This window comes from Streptomyces armeniacus (assembly GCF_003355155.1).
Lineage (GTDB): Bacteria > Actinomycetota > Actinomycetes > Streptomycetales > Streptomycetaceae > Streptomyces > Streptomyces armeniacus.
In genome coordinates, this window is record NZ_CP031320.1 from 926,790 (window position 1) to 942,790 (window position 16,001).

General features: G+C 74.5%; 13 protein-coding genes. 6 read left to right on the top strand and 7 right to left on the bottom strand.

Going from position 1 to position 16,001, the window contains the following annotated elements; genetic code table 11:
• The first annotated feature begins 105 nt into the window (after positions 1 to 105).
• The gene (locus DVA86_RS03960; protein ID WP_208875818.1) at positions 106 to 1,293 is read left to right on the top strand and encodes a mandelate racemase/muconate lactonizing enzyme family protein; all 1,188 of its coding nucleotides are present in this window, start codon (positions 106 to 108) and stop codon (positions 1,291 to 1,293) included.
• On the opposite strand, the gene DVA86_RS03965 is transcribed toward DVA86_RS03960, so the two are convergent.
• The gene (locus DVA86_RS03965; protein WP_208884367.1) at positions 1,262 to 2,695 is read right to left on the bottom strand and encodes a lipase maturation factor family protein; all 1,434 of its coding nucleotides are present in this window, start codon (positions 2,693 to 2,695) and stop codon (positions 1,262 to 1,264) included. The two genes, DVA86_RS03960 and DVA86_RS03965, sit on opposite strands and share 32 nt — an antisense overlap.
• Before the next feature lie 44 nt (positions 2,696 to 2,739).
• Here DVA86_RS03965 and DVA86_RS03970 point away from each other — a divergent pair, with 44 nt between their 5' ends.
• Positions 2,740 to 3,741, top strand: coding sequence for an acetylxylan esterase (locus DVA86_RS03970; protein WP_208875820.1), 1,002 nt, complete (start codon positions 2,740 to 2,742; stop codon positions 3,739 to 3,741).
• A gap of 45 nt (positions 3,742 to 3,786) precedes the next feature.
• On the opposite strand, the gene DVA86_RS03975 is transcribed toward DVA86_RS03970, so the two are convergent.
• Together DVA86_RS03975 and DVA86_RS03980 are read right to left on the bottom strand one after the other, a co-directional pair.
• Positions 3,787 to 5,085: an extracellular solute-binding protein gene (locus tag DVA86_RS03975; protein ID WP_208875821.1), complete on the bottom strand. Its 1,299-nt coding sequence runs from the start codon at positions 5,083 to 5,085 to the stop codon at positions 3,787 to 3,789.
• Positions 5,086 to 5,324: 239 nt separating this feature from the next.
• Positions 5,325 to 5,537 (bottom strand): hypothetical protein, encoded by a 213-nt coding sequence (locus tag DVA86_RS03980; protein WP_208875822.1) that lies wholly within the window; start codon positions 5,535 to 5,537, stop codon positions 5,325 to 5,327.
• Between the two features lie 167 nt (positions 5,538 to 5,704).
• Here DVA86_RS03980 and DVA86_RS03985 point away from each other — a divergent pair, with 167 nt between their 5' ends.
• The 3 genes from DVA86_RS03985 (at position 5,705) to DVA86_RS03995 (ending at position 8,627) form a co-directional block, all read left to right on the top strand.
• A complete protein-coding gene (locus DVA86_RS03985) occupies positions 5,705 to 6,829 on the top strand; it encodes a sensor histidine kinase (protein ID WP_208875823.1) in 1,125 nt (374 codons plus the stop codon).
• Positions 6,826 to 7,491, top strand: a complete 666-nt coding sequence (locus DVA86_RS03990; RefSeq protein ID WP_208875824.1) for a response regulator transcription factor — start codon at positions 6,826 to 6,828, stop codon at positions 7,489 to 7,491. Before DVA86_RS03985 ends, DVA86_RS03990 begins: the two co-directional genes overlap by 4 nt.
• Before the next feature lie 62 nt (positions 7,492 to 7,553).
• The gene (locus tag DVA86_RS03995; RefSeq protein WP_208875825.1) at positions 7,554 to 8,627 is read left to right on the top strand and encodes an MsnO8 family LLM class oxidoreductase; all 1,074 of its coding nucleotides are present in this window, start codon (positions 7,554 to 7,556) and stop codon (positions 8,625 to 8,627) included.
• Here the strand turns inward: DVA86_RS03995 and DVA86_RS04000 are convergent.
• Positions 8,614 to 10,044 (bottom strand): carboxyl transferase domain-containing protein, encoded by a 1,431-nt coding sequence (locus DVA86_RS04000; protein WP_208875826.1) that lies wholly within the window; start codon positions 10,042 to 10,044, stop codon positions 8,614 to 8,616. The genes DVA86_RS03995 and DVA86_RS04000 overlap by 14 nt on opposite strands.
• On the bottom strand, positions 10,037 to 11,509 hold the full coding sequence (locus tag DVA86_RS04005) for an acyl-CoA synthetase (protein WP_245996335.1): 1,473 nt from the start codon (positions 11,507 to 11,509) through the stop codon (positions 10,037 to 10,039). The genes DVA86_RS04000 and DVA86_RS04005 overlap by 8 nt, the downstream gene beginning before the upstream one ends.
• Before the next feature lie 313 nt (positions 11,510 to 11,822).
• Here DVA86_RS04005 and DVA86_RS04010 point away from each other — a divergent pair, with 313 nt between their 5' ends.
• Positions 11,823 to 12,911 carry a glycoside hydrolase family 5 protein gene (locus DVA86_RS04010; protein WP_208875831.1) on the top strand — a complete coding sequence of 363 codons (1,089 nt, stop codon included), beginning with the start codon at positions 11,823 to 11,825 and terminating at the stop codon, positions 12,909 to 12,911.
• Positions 12,912 to 13,199: 288 nt separating this feature from the next.
• Here the strand turns inward: DVA86_RS04010 and DVA86_RS04015 are convergent, their stop codons facing one another.
• Together DVA86_RS04015 and xylB are read right to left on the bottom strand one after the other, a co-directional pair.
• Positions 13,200 to 14,426, bottom strand: coding sequence for an ROK family transcriptional regulator (locus tag DVA86_RS04015; RefSeq protein ID WP_208875832.1), 1,227 nt, complete (start codon positions 14,424 to 14,426; stop codon positions 13,200 to 13,202).
• 60 nt (positions 14,427 to 14,486) lie between these two features.
• Positions 14,487 to 15,962, bottom strand: a complete 1,476-nt coding sequence (xylB, locus tag DVA86_RS04020) for a xylulokinase (RefSeq protein WP_208884369.1) — start codon at positions 15,960 to 15,962, stop codon at positions 14,487 to 14,489.
• Positions 15,963 to 16,001: the final 39 nt, after the last annotated feature.

Below are 16,001 nucleotides of genomic sequence, written 5' to 3' on the forward strand. Positions count from 1 at the left end.
CATCAGCACACGGTCATTCGCCCGCTGCCAACCGCCCGCTGCCAATTCGCCCGCTGCCAACCGCCCGCAGCCATCCGCCCGTTCACCGTCCGGAGGACCCCGCCCATGCGCATCACCGCACTCCGCGCCACCCCCGTGGCCGTCCCGTACCGCACCGACGAGGTGTGGGCGTTCGGGCGCCGCGCCGGACTGGTCTCCGTCCTCGTCGAGGTCGAGACCGACGAAGGACTGACCGGGCTCGGCGAGGCCGCCGCCTATCCGTCCGCCGACATCGTGCTCAGCGTGCTGCGCTCCCTGGAGCCCCTCGTGGTCGGCGCCGACCCGCTCCGCATCGAGCAGCTCATCCAGCGCGTCGACGTGGTCGGCACGTGGCACCACACCGGCTCCAGCAGCCCGGCGATCGCCGCCGTGGAGACCGCCTGCTGGGACCTGCTCGGCAAGACCTGCGGGCAGCCGCTCGTCAACCTCTTCGGCGGCCGCTTCCGGGACAGGGTGGAGTTCTTCCACTACGTCGCGGCCGCCGGCGCGGACGCCGTACGGGCCGAGGGCCGCCGTGCCGCCGAGGCCGGCGCCCGGGTCTGCTACCTCAAGGTCGGCGCCGGCGAACTCGCCGCCGACGTCGCGCGCGTGGCCGCCCTGCGGGACGGCGCCGGGCCCGCCATGGGCATCCGCGTGGACGCCAACGAGGCGTGGTCGCCGGGGGCTGCGCTGCGCGCCGTACGCGCCCTCGAGGAGTACGGCCTCGAGCTGGTGGAGCAGCCCGTGTCCGGCCGCAACCTGCCCGAGATGGCGTACCTGCGCGGCCGTATCGGCACGCCGCTGCTCGCCAACGAGTCGTCCTGGACCCGTTCCGACCAGCTCGCGGTCATCCGGCACGGCGCCGCCGACGCGGTCTCCGTGGATCAGCAGATGGACGGCGGACTGCTCAACCTGAAGCGCTCCGCGGGCATCTGCGCCGCCGCCGGCCTGCCGGTGGTGAAGCACAGCCTCGGCGAGCTCGGCGTCGCCCTGGCCGCCGCCGTCCACGTCGTCGCCGCCACGCCCAACTTCCTGCTGCCCAACCAGGGTTACGGCGCGCTGCTCACCGACGACATCGTGCGCGGCGCGTTCGGCGGCCCGCTGGAGAACTACCGGGACGGCTGCCTGGACGTCCCGGACGGCCCCGGGCTCGGCGTCGGACTGGACCCGGACAAGGTGGACCGGTACGCGGAGCTGTACCGCACCTCCGCCGCCGAGTTCACGTTCCACGACCCGGACGCGCTCACGGCCGCACCGGCCCTTCCGAAGCGCTAGCGCCGAAGGGCGGGATCAGTTCGCGGACCAGCGTGCGGTGCCACCAGGCGCCGGTCTCGCGGCGCTCCTCCCGGGTGGTGAAGCGGTAGCGGTACAGCAGCGCCCGCACGTACGCGGGCGGCTCGTCCGGGAAGGGGTTGCCGCGCAGCAGGCGCAGCGTGGGCGCGTCGTTGCGCAGCAGCCGCAGGAGGAACAGGCCGAGCCAGCCGCGCGCGCTCGCGGGGGACAGCGCGGCGAACCACATCTGCCAGTCCAGCCGCAGGTGGTAGGGCGCGAACTGGGGCGGGCGGCGCCGTACGTCGCCGGGCTTGCCCTTGAACTCGTACTCCCGCCAGACGGTCTCCGGGCCGGGCGGCTCCGTGTCGTCGGTGCCCTCGATGACGATCTCGTGCCGGACGCGCGTGACGCTGCCGAAGGCGCCGTAGGTGTTGACGAGGTGGAGGCTGTCGAAGGAGCGGTTCATCTGCTGCCTGCGGCTGAGGAGGTTGCGCACAGGGCGGTAACTCAGCACGGCCACCAGGGCGGTGACGGCGCACACCAGCACGGCGTACCAGACGGGGGTGCCGCCGTACGTACGCGGGGCGGTGACGGGTGTGGTGTCCAGGGCGGAGAGCGCGAGAACGATCGTCAGCCAGTTGAGCCATGCAAAGTTGCCGGATGCGACGAGCCACAGCTGCGTGACCACCATCAACGCCGCCGCGGTGCCCGCGACGGGCTGCGGAAGGAACAGCGCGAACGGCACGAGCAGCTGGGTGACGTGGTTGGCCGCCACCTCGGCGCGGTGCAGGCGCGCGGGCAGCCGGTGGAAGTGCCGGCTGAACGGGCCCGGCATCGGCTGCGTCTCGTGGTGGTAGTACAGGCAGGTCAGTTCGCGCCAGCAGCGGTCGCCGCGCCACTTGATCAGTCCCGCGCCGAACTCCACCCGGAAGAGCAGCCAGCGCAGCAGCACCAGCACGAGCACCGGCGGCGCCGTCTCCGCGTTCCCGAGGAAGACGGCCAGGAAGCCCGCCTCCAGCAGCAGCGACTCCCAGCCGTAGCCGTACCAGACCTGCCCGACGTTCACGATCGACAGGTACAGCAGCCACAGCACCGCCCACATCAGCATGGACGCCCACAGCGGCACCGCGTCCGCCGCCCCCGCGGCGACGGCGGCGGCGAGCGCCGCGCCCGACCAGGCGACGGCGGCGAACAGACGGTCGGAGTAGCGCCAGTGGAAGAGGCTCGGCGCGGCCCGGAACGGCACCAGGCGTACGAAGGCCGGCACCGGAGTGATGCCCCGCGAGCCCAGCAGAGCCCGGAACTGGAGTGCTGCCGAGACGAACGCGACGACATAGACACCCGCCAGGGCACGTTGCATGATCAAACGGCTCAGCCATTGCTCGGGTGCAGCGAACCACTCCATGAGGGACATGGGTACCACCGTGAGCCCGGACCGAAAGGGAACACATGCCGCTCCTCGACCTGCCGCTCGAAGAACTGCGCACCTACCGCCCGGACCTGGCCGCACCGGAGGACTTCGACGACTTCTGGGCGAAGACGCTCGCCGAGGCCCGTACGGCGGGGGAGTCCGCCGCGCCCGCCGAGTACCGTACGGTGGCCGGTTCGCCGCTGCGCACGGTGGACGCGTACGACGTGCGCTTCCCGGGCTGGGGCGGCCAGCCGGTGGCGGCGTGGCTGCTGCTGCCGCGCAGGGCGACGGAGCCGCTGCCCGCGGTCATCACGTACATCGGCTACAGCGGCGGACGCGGACTGCACACGGAGAACCTGCTGTGGAGCGCGGCCGGTTACGCCCACCTGATCGTCGACAGCCGCGGCCAGGGCCACGACACGCCCGACCCCGACCCCGTGCCCAGCCCGCAGTACGTCGGCGGGTTCATGACCCGGGGCATCGGCGACCCGCGGCACCACTACTACCGGCGGCTGATGGCGGACTGCGTACGCGCGCTGGACGCGCTCCGCGCGCACCCGGCCGTCGACCCGGAGCGGATCGTCGTGCAGGGCGCCAGCCAGGGCGGCGGACTGGCCCTCGCGGTGGCCGGGCTCGCCGGGGACGCGGTGGCGGCGGCGCTGGTGGACGTGCCGTTCCTGAGCCACATGCGGCGCGGTGCGGAGATGGCCACCAGGGGGCCGTACCCGGAGATCGTGCACTATCTGGGCGTGCACCACCGGACCGACCCGGAGCAGGTGTTCCGCACCCTCGGCTACTTCGACGGCGTCCACTTCGCACCGCGGGCGGCGGCGCCCGCGCTGTTCAGCGTCGGCCTGATGGACCCCAGCTGCCCGCCCTCCACGGTGTTCGCCGCGTACAACCGCTACGCGGCGGAGCGGAAGGACATCACCGTATGGGAGTTCGGCGACCACGGCGGCGGCCGCGGCTCGCAGCCGGAGGAGCAGCTGCGCTGGCTCGACGGCGCGGGGCTGGGCGCGGGGGACGCCGCGGCCGGCTGAGCGAGGCCCAGCCGGTGCCGGGACCCGCCTCAGCCGGGCCGGGGCCTACGGGCCGCCGCTGAGCAGCCGCGTGATCTTCTCCGAGGCCGTACGGGCGGCCTTGCGCGCGTCCGCGCCGCGCAGGACGGCCGTCTGGTACTCCTTCAGCGGGTTCCGCGCCTCCAGGTCGCCCCAGTGCGGTGACGCCGGGGTCGCGCGGCCGTTCTCCGCGGCCTTCGCCATCGCGGCGGCACCTGGCTCGCTCTCGAGCGCGCCGGTCAGCGTGGACTTGTTGGGCACGAAGCTCATCGTCCTCGCCATGCGCTGCTGCCAGTCGTCCGAGGCGAGCTGCTTGATGAACTCGTAGCCCTCCTCCTGCGCGTCGCTCTTCTCCGGCATGATCAGCACGGAGCCGCCGGTGAAGACGGCGCCCGGCGTGCCGGCCTTCTTGCCGGGGACCGGGAAGAAACCGAGCTTGCCCGCGAGTTCGGGGTTGGTGTCGGTGATCAGCTTCGCCGAGCCGGGCACGGCGATCAGCTGTGCGATCTCGCCCTTCGCAAAGACCTGCAGCTCGTCCGGATCGGCCTCGTCGGCGTCGGGGCGGGCCTCGCCGTACGACTGGAGGCGGGAGTAGAAGTCCATGCCGCGCAGCGCCTCCGGCGAGTCCACCTCGCCGGCCCAGCGGCCGCTGCGTTCGACGGCGAGGTCGCCGCCCTCGTCCCAGATGAAGCCGGCGAGCACGTACCAGTTCTGGCCGGGCAGATAGATGCCCTGCTGACCCGGCGGCCCGTCGAGGAGTTCGGTGGCGGACAGCCACTGCTCGCGGGTCCTGGGCGGCGACTCGATCCCGGCCTGCCTGAAGAGGTCCTTGCGGTAGATCACGACGCGGTTGGCGGCGTAGAAGGGCACGCCGAACTGGTAGCCGTCGACCTGGCCGGACGCGGCGAGCCCGTCGATCCAGTCGTCGCCGCCGAGGTCGACCACCTCGGTGGTGAAGTTCCGTACGCCGCCCGCCTCCACGTACTCGGCGACCTGCGTGTTGCCCACCTCGATGACGTCCGGGCCGTCGCCGGACCGGAGCGCCTTGTGCACCTTCTTGTTGATCCCCGGCCACTCGTGCACGGTGACGCTCGCCTCCACGCCGGGGTTGCGGGACTCGTAATCGTTCACGAAGTCCTTCGTGAACTCGTCGGTGAGACTGCCCTTCATCAGCCACACGTCGACGGTCGTCGTCCCGTCACCGCCCGAGTCGGACAGCGCTCCGCACCCCCCGACGAGCAGCACAGCCGCCATGGCGAACGCGAGAGCGCGCCGGGCGGACGCGGCGCTTCGCGCGTAGAGCCGCGGACTGGTCCGAGTGAGCATGCGGGCACCCCTTCGAGAGGTCTGACCAAGAGACCTTTGAGAACGTCCATGCGTGGGGGGTGTGGGAGAACAGAGTTGGCATAGACCAATCCCCCGGTCAAGGGGTTACCTGCGGGAAACCGCCTGTCCGCCCGCAGTTGGACCGCCGTGCGGGGCGCTGTGCGGGGTGCCGTACGGGGCGCCGTACGGGTGTCCCGCACCGTCCGTCCGGCCGTCGCGCCGGCGCCGGACCGGACCTGTCACGCGTCCTTGGGGAGCTTCTCGGCGGCGGCGCCCACCGCCACCCCGAGGACGAGCAGCACGGTGCTCGCGTAGACCTCGTAGCCGTCCAGAAAGCCGATCCGGTGGGTCAGCGCCCACAGGTCGAACGAGCCGTCGGTGAACGTGTGCAGCAGGCCGCCGACGCCCTGGCTGACCAGGACGAAGCAGAGGGCGCCGAGGAGACTCTTCATGCCGCGAGGCTAGAAGCCGCCGGGCGGGGCCGGTATCGGCCGACGGCACCGTACGGTGCGACCAAAGTCGCGGAGAGCGCCCCGCTCTGTCGTTCCGAAGTACAAGCCTGCGCTCCGCGCCCCGCGGCGGTCCCGGAGCGCTCCCGGCGGAACGTAGATTCGTCGGTGTGCGCCGTACACCCCGCGACTGGCTCGCCGACATCAGCCTGTTCCTGTGCGCGGCGGGCTTCTCCGTCCTCACGTTCGACTCGGTGGTCCCGGAGGGCCTGTCGCCCGCCGTGCTGTTCGTCGACCAGCTGACGGGCGCGCTGGCGTGCGCCGCGCTGTTCCTGCGGCGGCGGTGGCCCGTGCAGCTCACCGTCGTGCTGCTGGTGGCGGGGACGATGTCGCACTTCGTGACCGGGGCGGTCCTGGTCGCGCTGTTCACCGTGGCCACGTGCCGCCCGCCGCGTACGACGGCATGGGTCGCCGTGCTCGCGTTCGCCCCGTTCCCGGTGTTCCTCGCGCAGGGCCCCGAGCTGGACCGGCCCGCGACCGCCTCCGCCATCACCTACTTCGCGCTGGTGGCCGCGACCATCGGCTGGGGCCTGTACGTGCGCTCCCGCCGCGAGCTCGTGCGGTCGCTCCGCGAGCGCGCCGAACGCGCCGGGGAGGAGGCGCGGCGGCAGGCGCGGGAGGACATCGCACGCGAGATGCACGACGTGCTCGCCCACCGGCTGTCGCTGCTGAGCGTGCACGCGGGGGCGCTGGAGTTCAACCCGGGCGCCCCCGAGGCGGAGGTGCGCCGCGCCGCCGGGGTGATCCGCGACAGCGCGCACCAGGCGCTGGAGGACATGCGGGAGATCATCGGCGTGCTCCGCGGCGACAGCGACGGCGGCCGGCCCCAGCCGGTGCTCGCCGACCTGGAACGCCTCGCGGACGAGTCCCGTGCGGCGGGCGCCCGCGTCACGCTGCACCAGCGCGTCGCGCGCCCGGAGGACGCCCCGGCGCTCACCGGCCGTACGGCGTACCGCATCGCGCAGGAAGGGCTGACGAACGCGCGCAAGCACGCACCGGACGCCGAGGTGACCCTGACGGTGAGCGGCGCCCCCGATGACGGCCTCACCGTTGAGGTGCGCAACGTTGCGGCGTCCGCGCCGCCCGCCGTCCCGGACGACGGCGCCGCCGTCCCGGGCGGCGGGCAGGGGCTCATCGGCCTGGCCGAACGGACCCGGCTGGTCGGCGGCGAGCTGGAACACGGCCGTACCGGCGCTGACTTCAGGCTCCGGGCCTGGCTACCGTGGCGGGCATGACCATCCGCGTCCTCCTCGTCGACGACGACCCCCTCGTACGCGCCGGGCTGAAGCTCATGCTCGGCGGCCTTCCCGACATCGAGACCGCGGGGGAGGCCGCCGACGGCTCCGAGGTGCTGCCCCTCGTGGACGAGCTCGCACCGGACGTGGTGCTGATGGACATCCGCATGCCGACGGTGGACGGGCTCACCGCCACCGAGACGCTGCGCGCGCGGTCCGGCTCGCCGGAGATCATCGTCCTCACCACCTTCGACGCGGACGAGCACGTGCTGCGCGCACTCCGCGCCGGAGCGGCGGGCTTCCTGCTGAAAGACACGCCGCCCGCCGAAATCGTGGCCGCCGTACGGAAGGTGGCGGCGGGCGATCCGGCGCTGTCGCCGACCGTCACCCGGCAGCTCATCCGGCACGTCGCCGGGTCGGACCTGGACGCCCGGCGCGCCCGTGCCGCCGCCGTGCTCGGCTCGCTCGGGGAGCGGGAGCGCGAAGTTGCGCTCGGGGTGGGGCGCGGAGAGTCGAACGCGGAGATCGCGGGCGCGCTGCACATGAGCGTGCCGACGGTCAAGACGCACGTGTCCCGCATCCTCGCCAAGCTCGGCCTGAACAACCGGGTCCAGATCGCGCTGCTGGCCCACGACGCGGGCCTGCTGGAGACCGGCCCCTAGGGCGTACGGGGCCCGCGGGGGGCGTACGGGAATCCTGTGCGCGCGGGCGTGTTGAAGGAGACATGAACGACCAGGCCCAGCACCCGCAGCCGACCCGCTACTCCATCCTGGACCGCTCCCTCGTCCGCGAGGGCGACCGGCCGGACACGGTGCTGCGCGAGACCGTACGGTTCGCGCAGCAGGCGGAGGAGCTGGGCTACCACCGGTTCTGGGTCTCCGAGCACCACGGCGTGCCCGGCGTCGCCGGATCCGCGCCCACCGTGCTCGCCGCCGCGGTGGCCTCCGCCACCTCGCGGATCAGGGTCGGCACGGGCGGCGTGATGCTGCCCAACCACCCGCCGCTGGTCGTCGCCGAGCAGTTCGGCGTGCTGGAGTCGCTGTTCCCCGGGCGCGTCGACATGGGCCTGGGCCGCTCCGTCGGCTTCACCGGCGGCGTACGCCGCGCGCTGGGCGCCGGCAAGGACGCGGCCGACGGCTTCAGCGGGCAACTCACCGAGCTGCTCGGGTACTTCGAGGGCGGCGGCCGGGTGACCGCGCTCCCCGCCGACGGCCTGCGGGTGCCCGCCTTCGTGCTGGCCACCGGCGCCGGCGCGGACATCGCCGCCGCGCACGGACTGCCACTGGTGATCGGCGGGCCCGGACGGGACACCGGGCGGCTGCGCGCGGCGATCGACCGCTACCGCGCCGCGTTCCGCGCCCCGGAAGGGCCCGCGGCGTACGACGCCGGGCGCCGCCCGTACGTCATCGTCTCCGTCAGCGCCGCGGCCGCCGCGACCCGCGCCCGCGCGGAACTGCTCCAGATCCCCGAGGCGTGGTCGACGGCCGTGTCCCGCACCCGCGGCGTCTTCACGCCGCTGGCACCCGCCGCCGACGTGCTCGCACGGGAGATGACCGGACGGGAGCGCACGTACTACGACGAGGCCCGTGCCTCGCAGGTGTACGGCACCGCCGGCGAGGTGGCCGGGGAGCTCGCCCGTTTCGTACGGGAAACGGGCGCGGACGAGGTCCTGCTGACCCTGAACACCCACGACCCGGCGGACCGCCTCGACTCCTACCGGCGGCTCGCCGCCCAACTCGCCCTCACGGGCCCGGGCGAGGGCGCCCGCACCGGGGGCGTACGCGTCAGCGCGGCATGATCCCGCGCGCCACCCCGAGTTCCACCAGGTCCTGCGGGCGCAGCCGGAGCTGGCCGGCCGTCGTACGGGCGTCCTCCGGGCCGCGCTTGAGGATGGCGGCGGCGAGCTCGGGCGCGATCACCGAGAAGTAACTGTCCGGCGTGACCCAGGTGTTGCCCGGCGCGGCCAGCGCCAGCGCGCCCCCGGAGCCGCCCTCGCCGATGACGAGCGTGGTGACCGGCACGGACGCGGTCGCCACCGCGTCGAAGCACTCCGCGATGGCGGCCCCGGCGCCCGCCCGTTCGGCCTCCGCGCCGTTCGCGGCGCCCGGTGTGTCGACGAGGGTGAGCACCGGGATGCCCAGCCGCCCGGCGAGCCGGATCAGGCGCGCGGCCGTACGGAACCCGGCCGGCCGGGTGGGCGTGCCGCATTGGGCGGCGTACGCGACGGACGTGCCGTCCGGAAGCTGTCCGAAACCGCACCGCATGCCGTCGTCCGTGCCGCCGCAGCGGTCACCGCTGAGCTCCTCGCGGAGCACGCAGTGCGCGTCGAGGTACGCGTCGGCGCGCGGCCGGTGCGGCGCCCGGGCCCGCGTCACGGCGTCCCAGCCCGACGCGGGCAGGCCCGCGTCGCCCAGCGCGCGCGGCGGCTCGGCGGCGGGAACGGCGCCTGCGCCGGTGTTCGTGCCGCCTGTGCCCGTGCCGCCGCCTGTACCCGCCCCGGCTGTGCCGCCGGTGAGCAGCGCGAGCCAGCGCCCGAGCGCGCCGCGCAGCTGCCCGTACGGCACGATTCGGTCGATGTGGCCGGTCGCCAGCTGGCTCTCCGCGGTGTACGCGTACGGGTCGGCGCCGGGCGGCCGGACCCGGGAGCCCGCGAAGCCCACCTGGGCCTCCGGCAGCGCCAGTACGACGTCGGCGCCCGCGCCGAGCGTGGCCCAGCCCCCGCCGGTCGCCGGGTCGCGCAGCACCGCCGTCTGCGGCTTCCCCGCGGCACGCGTCAGCGCGGACTGGCGGGCCACCCGCTGGAGTTGGGTGAGCGCCCGCATGCCCTCCTGCATGCGGCTGCCGCCGGTCGCGATCAGGGAGACCACGGGCAGCCGGCGCGCGCGGGCGACCGTATGCGCGGCCTCGACGCGGTCGCCGGTGCGTTCGCCGAGCGAGCCGCCGAGGAAGCCGAACTCGAAGGCCAGCAGTACCGCTTCGGTGCCGCCGACCCGCGCCGTGCCGCACACCACCGACTCGGACTCGCCGGTACGCGCGGACGCGCGGGCACGCGCGGCGCCGTAGCCCTCCCAGCCCAGGGGCCCGTCACCGGCGTCCGGTGCGCCGCCCTGCGCGGGCCCTTCCGCCCCGGACCCGCCCGCCGCGGGGTCCGGCAGCTCCGTGAAGTCGTCGGTGAGCGCGGCGAGCACCGTACGGGCCGGCGCGCGCTCAGGCATGCAGGGCCCGCTTCAGCACCTTGCCCATGTCGTTGCGCGGCAGCCCGTCGCGGAACCGTACCGCCCGCGGCCGCTTGTGCGGCGCGAGCTGGGTCGCCACGTGGTCGGCCAGCGCCTGCGCGTCGGGCGGGCTCAGGGCGTCGGCGGGCACGATCCAGGCGACGACGCGTTCGCCGAGGTCAGGGTCGGGCTCGCCGGTGACCGCCACCTCGGCCACCTGCGGGTGCTCCAGCAGGACGTTCTCGATCTCACCGGCGCCGATCTTGTAACCACCGCTCTTGATGAGGTCGGTGGCCTTGCGTCCGACGATGCGCACGGAGCCGTCCGGGTCCCGGGCCGCCATGTCGCCCGTACGGAACCAGCCGCCGTCCGCGAACGCCTCCTGTGTCGCGTCCGGCCGGTTGAGGTACTCGGTGAACAGGTTCGCGCCGCGCACCTGGATCTCGCCCACGCTCTCGCCGTCTGCCGGAACGGCCGGTTCGCCGGACTCGTCGACCAGCCGGAGCCCGACGCCGGGCAGCGGTACGCCGACGCTGCCGGTGGCGCTGTCGCCGTCCACGCGCACGCTGGTGTTCATCAGCGTCTCGGTCATGCCGTAGCGCTCGATGACGCGCTGTCCGGTGGCCTTCGTGAGCCGCTGGTGGTCGCTCACCGGCAGCGCCGCCGAACCCGACACGAGCAGCCGGGCGCCGGAGAGGGCGGAGCCGAGGGCGGGGTCGTCGCCGACGGCCTCCGCCATGCGGTGGTACATCGTCGGCACTCCGAAGAACATCGTGCCGCCGTCGGCCAGTTCGGCCGCGACGGCCTCCGTGCCGAACCGGCCGAGGTGCCGTACGGAGCCGCCTCGGCGCAGCGGGCCCAGCACGCCGAGCACGAGCCCGTGTACGTGGAACAGCGGCAGCGCGTGCACGAGGACGTCGCGGTCCGTCCACTGCCAGGCGTCGGCGAGGCCGTCCAGCGTGTGCGCGAGCGCGCGGCGCGGGAGGACGACGCCCTTGGGCGGGCCCGTGGTACCGGAGGTGTAGATGATCAGTGCGGTGGTCTCCTCGCCCGGCTCGGGCGGCAGTTCCACGCTGTGCGGCCCGGTTCCGGGTGCGTCCGGGGCGGCGTCCGGCGTCACGTCGACGTCCGTACGGGGCACCTCCGCCAGCTCGGCGGGCAGCTCCGCGCCGGGAGCGGCGAGAACGGTGGCCGGTGCGCTGTCGGCCACGATGTGCGCGAGTTCCCGGCCGCCCGTACGGGGGTTGACGGGGACGGCGGGCACGCCCGCCAGCAGCGCCGCGACGACCCCGACGGCGGTCTCCAGGCTGGGCGTCGCCCAGACGGCGACGCGGCCCGCCGTACGGATGCGCGCCGCCAACGGGGCCGCCGCACCGGCCAGTCCGGCGTACGTCAGCGTGCGCTCGCCGAAGCGGAGAGCCGTGTGTGGCGCGGCCTCGCGGACGGCGGGGAAGAGCGGGGTCACCCGTGCTCCTTCGCTCTCGGGAGTTCGGGCGGCCGGGCGGCTGCCCATGTCGGGGCCAGCATCTCACCCGGGGCTTGCGCGCCGGTTGCGGGGCGGCGGCGGGGGAGTGGCGCGCGCCGGTCACGGGCGGGCTGGCCGGGACGGGCGCAGGTGCCTCGGCAAGGAAAGTAAGGAAACTTTCCTATCACTCTTGACGGGGCGGTGAAACCTCCCTAGCTTTCACGCCACCCCCACCGCACCAACGGGCCCTCGTGTCCCTCCACTTCGAGCTCCCCTTCCCCCCACGGATTCCCCCACAAAGGAGGCACCACCGATGCAGCACCGCGTACTCCACCGACGGAGACTGCCGTGGCTGGCCCTCGCGGCAGCCCTCACGCTCGCGCTCATCCTCACCCTGCAGGGCCGGTTCCAGGCCAGCGCCGGCCCGGAGCCGGGCGGCACGGGCGGTACGGACGGAGCGGGCGCGCGTGCCGCGGCACCGGCCGGATCGGCCGTGGCCGAGAACGGCCGGCTCGAGGTCTGCGGCGAGCGGCTGTGCAACGAGGACGGCAAGGCCGTACAGCTCAGGGGCATGAGCACGCACGGCACGCAGTGGTACGCGAACTGCGTCACCGACGGCTCGCTCGACGTCCTCGCCGACGACTGGAGCGCGGACGTCCTGCGCGTCTCCACGTACGTCCAGGAGGGCGGCTACGAGTCGGACCCCGAGGGCTTCACCAAGCTCGCCCAGGAGATCGTCGACAAGGCGGTCGAGCGCGGCATGTACGCCGTCATCGACTGGCACCAGCTGACCCCGGGCGACCCGAACGCCAACACGGACCTCGCCAAGCGGTTCTTCACCGACATGGCGTCCCGCTACGCGGACCAGCCGAACGTGTTCTACGAGATCGCCAACGAGCCCAACGGCGTCAGCTGGGCGGACATCAAGTCCTATGCCGAGGAGGTCATTCCGGTGATCCGGGAGCGCGACCCGGACGGCGTCGCGCTCGTCGGCACCCGCGCCTGGTCCTCGCTCGGCGTGTCGGACGGCGCCGACGAGAAGGAGATCGTGGACAACCCGGTGGACGCCGAGAACATCATGTACACCTTCCACTTCTACGCCGCCTCGCACGACGACGAGTACCTGGACACCCTGTCGCGCGCGGCCGACAGCCTGCCCGTGTTCGTCACCGAGTTCGGCACGCAGAACTCCGCCGGCGAGGGCGCGAACGACTTCGGGATGTCGCAGCGCTACCTCGACCTGATGGCCGAGAAGGGCATCTCCTGGACCAACTGGAACTACTCGGACGACGAGCGCTCCGGCGCCGTCTTCACGCAGGGCACCTGCGAGTCCGGCGACTTCGGCAACGACGGCAACCTCAAGGAAGCCGGCAGCTGGATCCGCGACCGCATCCGCGGCTGACGCTCCGTCCGGAGGCACCGGTCCGCGCTGACCGCGCGGGCCGGTGTCCCGGTGGCCCGGAGGGACGCTGCACGGGCACGCCCCTCCGGGAGCTCGGCGTCTCTCGCCGCGGAGCGCGCGGACGCGTCCCTTCGATGATGAACGCGCCCCCGTGCGCTGCCAAGACGGCCTGTGCTGCCAAGACGGCCCGTCAACTGCCCCTGGCACGGCCGCGGTCGAAGCCGCACGCAGCCCGTACAGAGGCGTCCGCGCACGCACCCGTACGGGCCCCGGGCGGCACCGTACGGGTCACACCGGCGCGGCCGCGGACCGGAGCCCGGCCGGGCCCTGGCCGGGCCCGTACGCCAGCGGATCGTCCAGTACGGCGCGCACCACCGAGTGCGCCGCGCCCAGCAGCGGTCCCTTGTCGCCCGCCGCCGAGACGATCAGCTCCGGGATCGCGTCCGGTGCCGCCGTACGGTCCGCCAGCTCCCGTTCCAGCGACGGCAGCAGCCACGGGCCGAGACGCGCCAGCGCGCCACCCAGCACCACCGCGCGCGGGTCGAGCAGGTTCACCGCGCCGGCCAGCGCGATGCCGAGCGCCGTGCCCGCGTCGCGCAGCGCGCGGCGGGTGGCGGTGTCGCCTGCGGCGGCGCGGTCGGCGAGCAGGGCGACATGGGCGCCGGTGTCGTCCCCGTACGGGAGGCCCGCCGCGCGCAGCACGGCCTCCTCGCCCGCGTACTGCTCCAGGCAGCCCCGTCCGCCGCAGGCGCACCGGGGCCCCTCGGGACGCACCGGCACGTGGCCCAGCTCGCCCGCGAAGCCCCGCGCGCCGCGCAGCAGTTCGCCGTCGAGGACGACGGCGCCGCCGATGCCGATCTCGGCGGAGACGTGGATGAAGTCGCGCGGCGCGTCGGCCGTGCCGAGCCAGAGCTCCGCCAAGGCGCCGAAGTTGGCCTCGTTGTCGACGGTCAGCGGCAGCCCGGCGGGCAGCAGCGGCACGAGGTCGACGCCGCGCCAGCCGAGGTTGGGCGCGCGCACGACGGTGGCCGTGCCGCGCGCGATGAGGCCCGGTACGGCGACCGCCAGCCCGGCGGGGCGCAGCCCTTCGGGGGCCACTTCGGCGGTCACCCGCTCCACCAGTTCGCCGAGCCGCGCCGCGGCGGCGGCCGGGTCGCCGCCGCGGTTCCCGAACGGCGCGGACGCCCGGGCCCGTACCTCGCCGCGCAGGTCCACGGCGCACACCGCCAGCCGGTCCACGCCGATCTCCGCGCCGACGCCGCACGGCCCCCGGTCCGTGAGCGCCAGCGCGCTGCCCGGGCGGCCCACGCCGCCGGGCCGTCCCGGGCCCAGCTCCACCAGCAGTTCCGCGCGCAGCAGTTCGTCCACGAGCGTGGAGACCGCCGCCCGCGTCAGTCCGATGCGGGCGGCGACGGCGGCGCGCGAGGCGGGTCCGCCCTCCGATACGGCGTGCAGGACGCGCGCAAGGTTGCGCCGCCGCATCTCCTGCTGCGAGTTGGGGACGGGGGCTGCCATGTGGGCTCTCCGTGGGGCCGGTGGTCAATCGGTCAACAGACGGTGGTCGGGCTGTGAACTCTAGGGGCGGCGCAAGAGCGTATCCGCACCGGTCAGGGTGGCCTCCAGCCGGCCCAGGGCGGCGTCGTCGCGCGGCACCGCCTCGTACGCCGTCCCCTCCGTCGTGTTCCAGCGCCTGGCGACGGCCGCCGCGTCCTCGCCCAGCAGCAGCGCCGCCGCCTGCGCCGCCGCGCCCAGCGCGACCAGCTCCTGCGCGCGCGGCACCCGTACGGGGCGGCCGGACAGCCGCAGCACCGTGTCCCGCCACGCGGCGCCCTTCGCGCCGCCGCCGATCAGCAGCAGCGGCTGTTCCCCGGCGCCGCCCGCGTCCGTACGGTCGCCGGAACCGGCACCGGAACCGCCCCCCGGTCCGTCGTCGAGCACCTTGTCCAGCGCCTGCAGCAGCGCGAACACCGCACCGTCGTACGCCGCCTGCAGCACCTGCCCGCCCGTGCTGTCGTGCCGCAGCCCGTGCAGCAGCCCTGAGGCGTACGGCAGTTGGGGCGTGCGTTCGCCGTCCAGGAACGGCAGCATCGTCACCGTCCCGCCCGGATCGACCGCCTCGCGGTGCAGGCCCAGCAGGGTGGCGATCCGGTCGACGGCCAGCGTGCAGTTGAGCGTGCAGGCCAGCGGCAGCCAGTCGGTGCGCGCGTCGGCGAATCCCGACACCGTGCCGCTCGGGTCCGCCGGGCGGTGCGGCGACACGGCGTACACCGTGCCGGACGTGCCCAGGCTGAGCACCGGCTGCCCGGGGCGCAGCCCGAGGCCCAGCGCCGCCGCCATGTTGTCGCCGGTGCCGGTCGCCACGAGCGCGCCCGCGGGCAGCGGCAGGCCGGGCCGTACTGTGCCCGCGGCCTCCCCGTGCCCGAGCACCCGGGGGAGCAGCGCGGGGGAGAGGCCGACGTGCTCCAGGACGCCCTCGTCGTACGACTCCGTACGGGACGACCACCATCCGGTGCCCGACGCGTCGCCGCGGTCGGTGGTGCCCTCGCCGGTGAGCCGCTGGGTGAGGTAGTCGTGCGGCAGCCGTACGGCGGCGGTCGCGGCGGCGGCCTCCGGCTCGTGCTCGCGCAGCCACGCCCACTTCGTGACGGTGAACGCGGGCGGCGGCACGCTGCCGATTCGCTCCGCCCACTCGCCGGGCCCGCCCAGCTCCTCGACCAGCCGGTCCCTCTGCGGTGCGGAGCGCACGTCGTTCCACAGCAGCGCCGGCCGTACGGGGCGCCCGTCCGCGTCCAGCGTGACGAGGCCGTGCTGCTGGCCGCCGACCGAGACGGCGGAGGCCTGGTGGGCCGCGCCGCCGCACTGCGCGAGGGCGGCGCCCAGCGCTTCCCACCACTGCTCCGGGTCGGACTCGTGCCCCGGGCCGGGCGTCACCCGGTGCGGGGCCTGCCCCTGTGCCACGACCTGCCCGGTGGCGGCGTCGACGACCAGGGCCTTGGTGGACTGTGTGGAGCTGTCCACACCTACGACGAACGGTCCCTCGGGTGCGGCCACAGCCCTCACGCCCCTCTTCCCTCTCGTGGATGTTGCCCG

What these genes read in the sequence shown, in the direction of transcription:
- DVA86_RS03960 (WP_208875818.1), top strand. Translation starts at nt 106, where the DNA reads ATGCGCATCACCGCACTCCGCGCCACCCCCGTGGCCGTCCCGTACCGC.
- DVA86_RS03965 (WP_208884367.1), bottom strand. Translation starts at nt 2,695, where the DNA reads ATGGAGTGGTTCGCTGCACCCGAGCAATGGCTGAGCCGTTTGATCATG.
- DVA86_RS03970 (WP_208875820.1), top strand. Translation starts at nt 2,740, where the DNA reads ATGCCGCTCCTCGACCTGCCGCTCGAAGAACTGCGCACCTACCGCCCG.
- DVA86_RS03975 (WP_208875821.1), bottom strand. Translation starts at nt 5,085, where the DNA reads ATGCTCACTCGGACCAGTCCGCGGCTCTACGCGCGAAGCGCCGCGTCC.
- DVA86_RS03980 (WP_208875822.1), bottom strand. Translation starts at nt 5,537, where the DNA reads ATGAAGAGTCTCCTCGGCGCCCTCTGCTTCGTCCTGGTCAGCCAGGGC.
- DVA86_RS03990 (WP_208875824.1), top strand. Translation starts at nt 6,826, where the DNA reads ATGACCATCCGCGTCCTCCTCGTCGACGACGACCCCCTCGTACGCGCC.
- DVA86_RS03995 (WP_208875825.1), top strand. Translation starts at nt 7,554, where the DNA reads ATGAACGACCAGGCCCAGCACCCGCAGCCGACCCGCTACTCCATCCTG.
- DVA86_RS04000 (WP_208875826.1), bottom strand. Translation starts at nt 10,044, where the DNA reads ATGCCTGAGCGCGCGCCGGCCCGTACGGTGCTCGCCGCGCTCACCGAC.
- DVA86_RS04010 (WP_208875831.1), top strand. Translation starts at nt 11,823, where the DNA reads ATGCAGCACCGCGTACTCCACCGACGGAGACTGCCGTGGCTGGCCCTC.
- DVA86_RS04015 (WP_208875832.1), bottom strand. Translation starts at nt 14,426, where the DNA reads ATGGCAGCCCCCGTCCCCAACTCGCAGCAGGAGATGCGGCGGCGCAAC.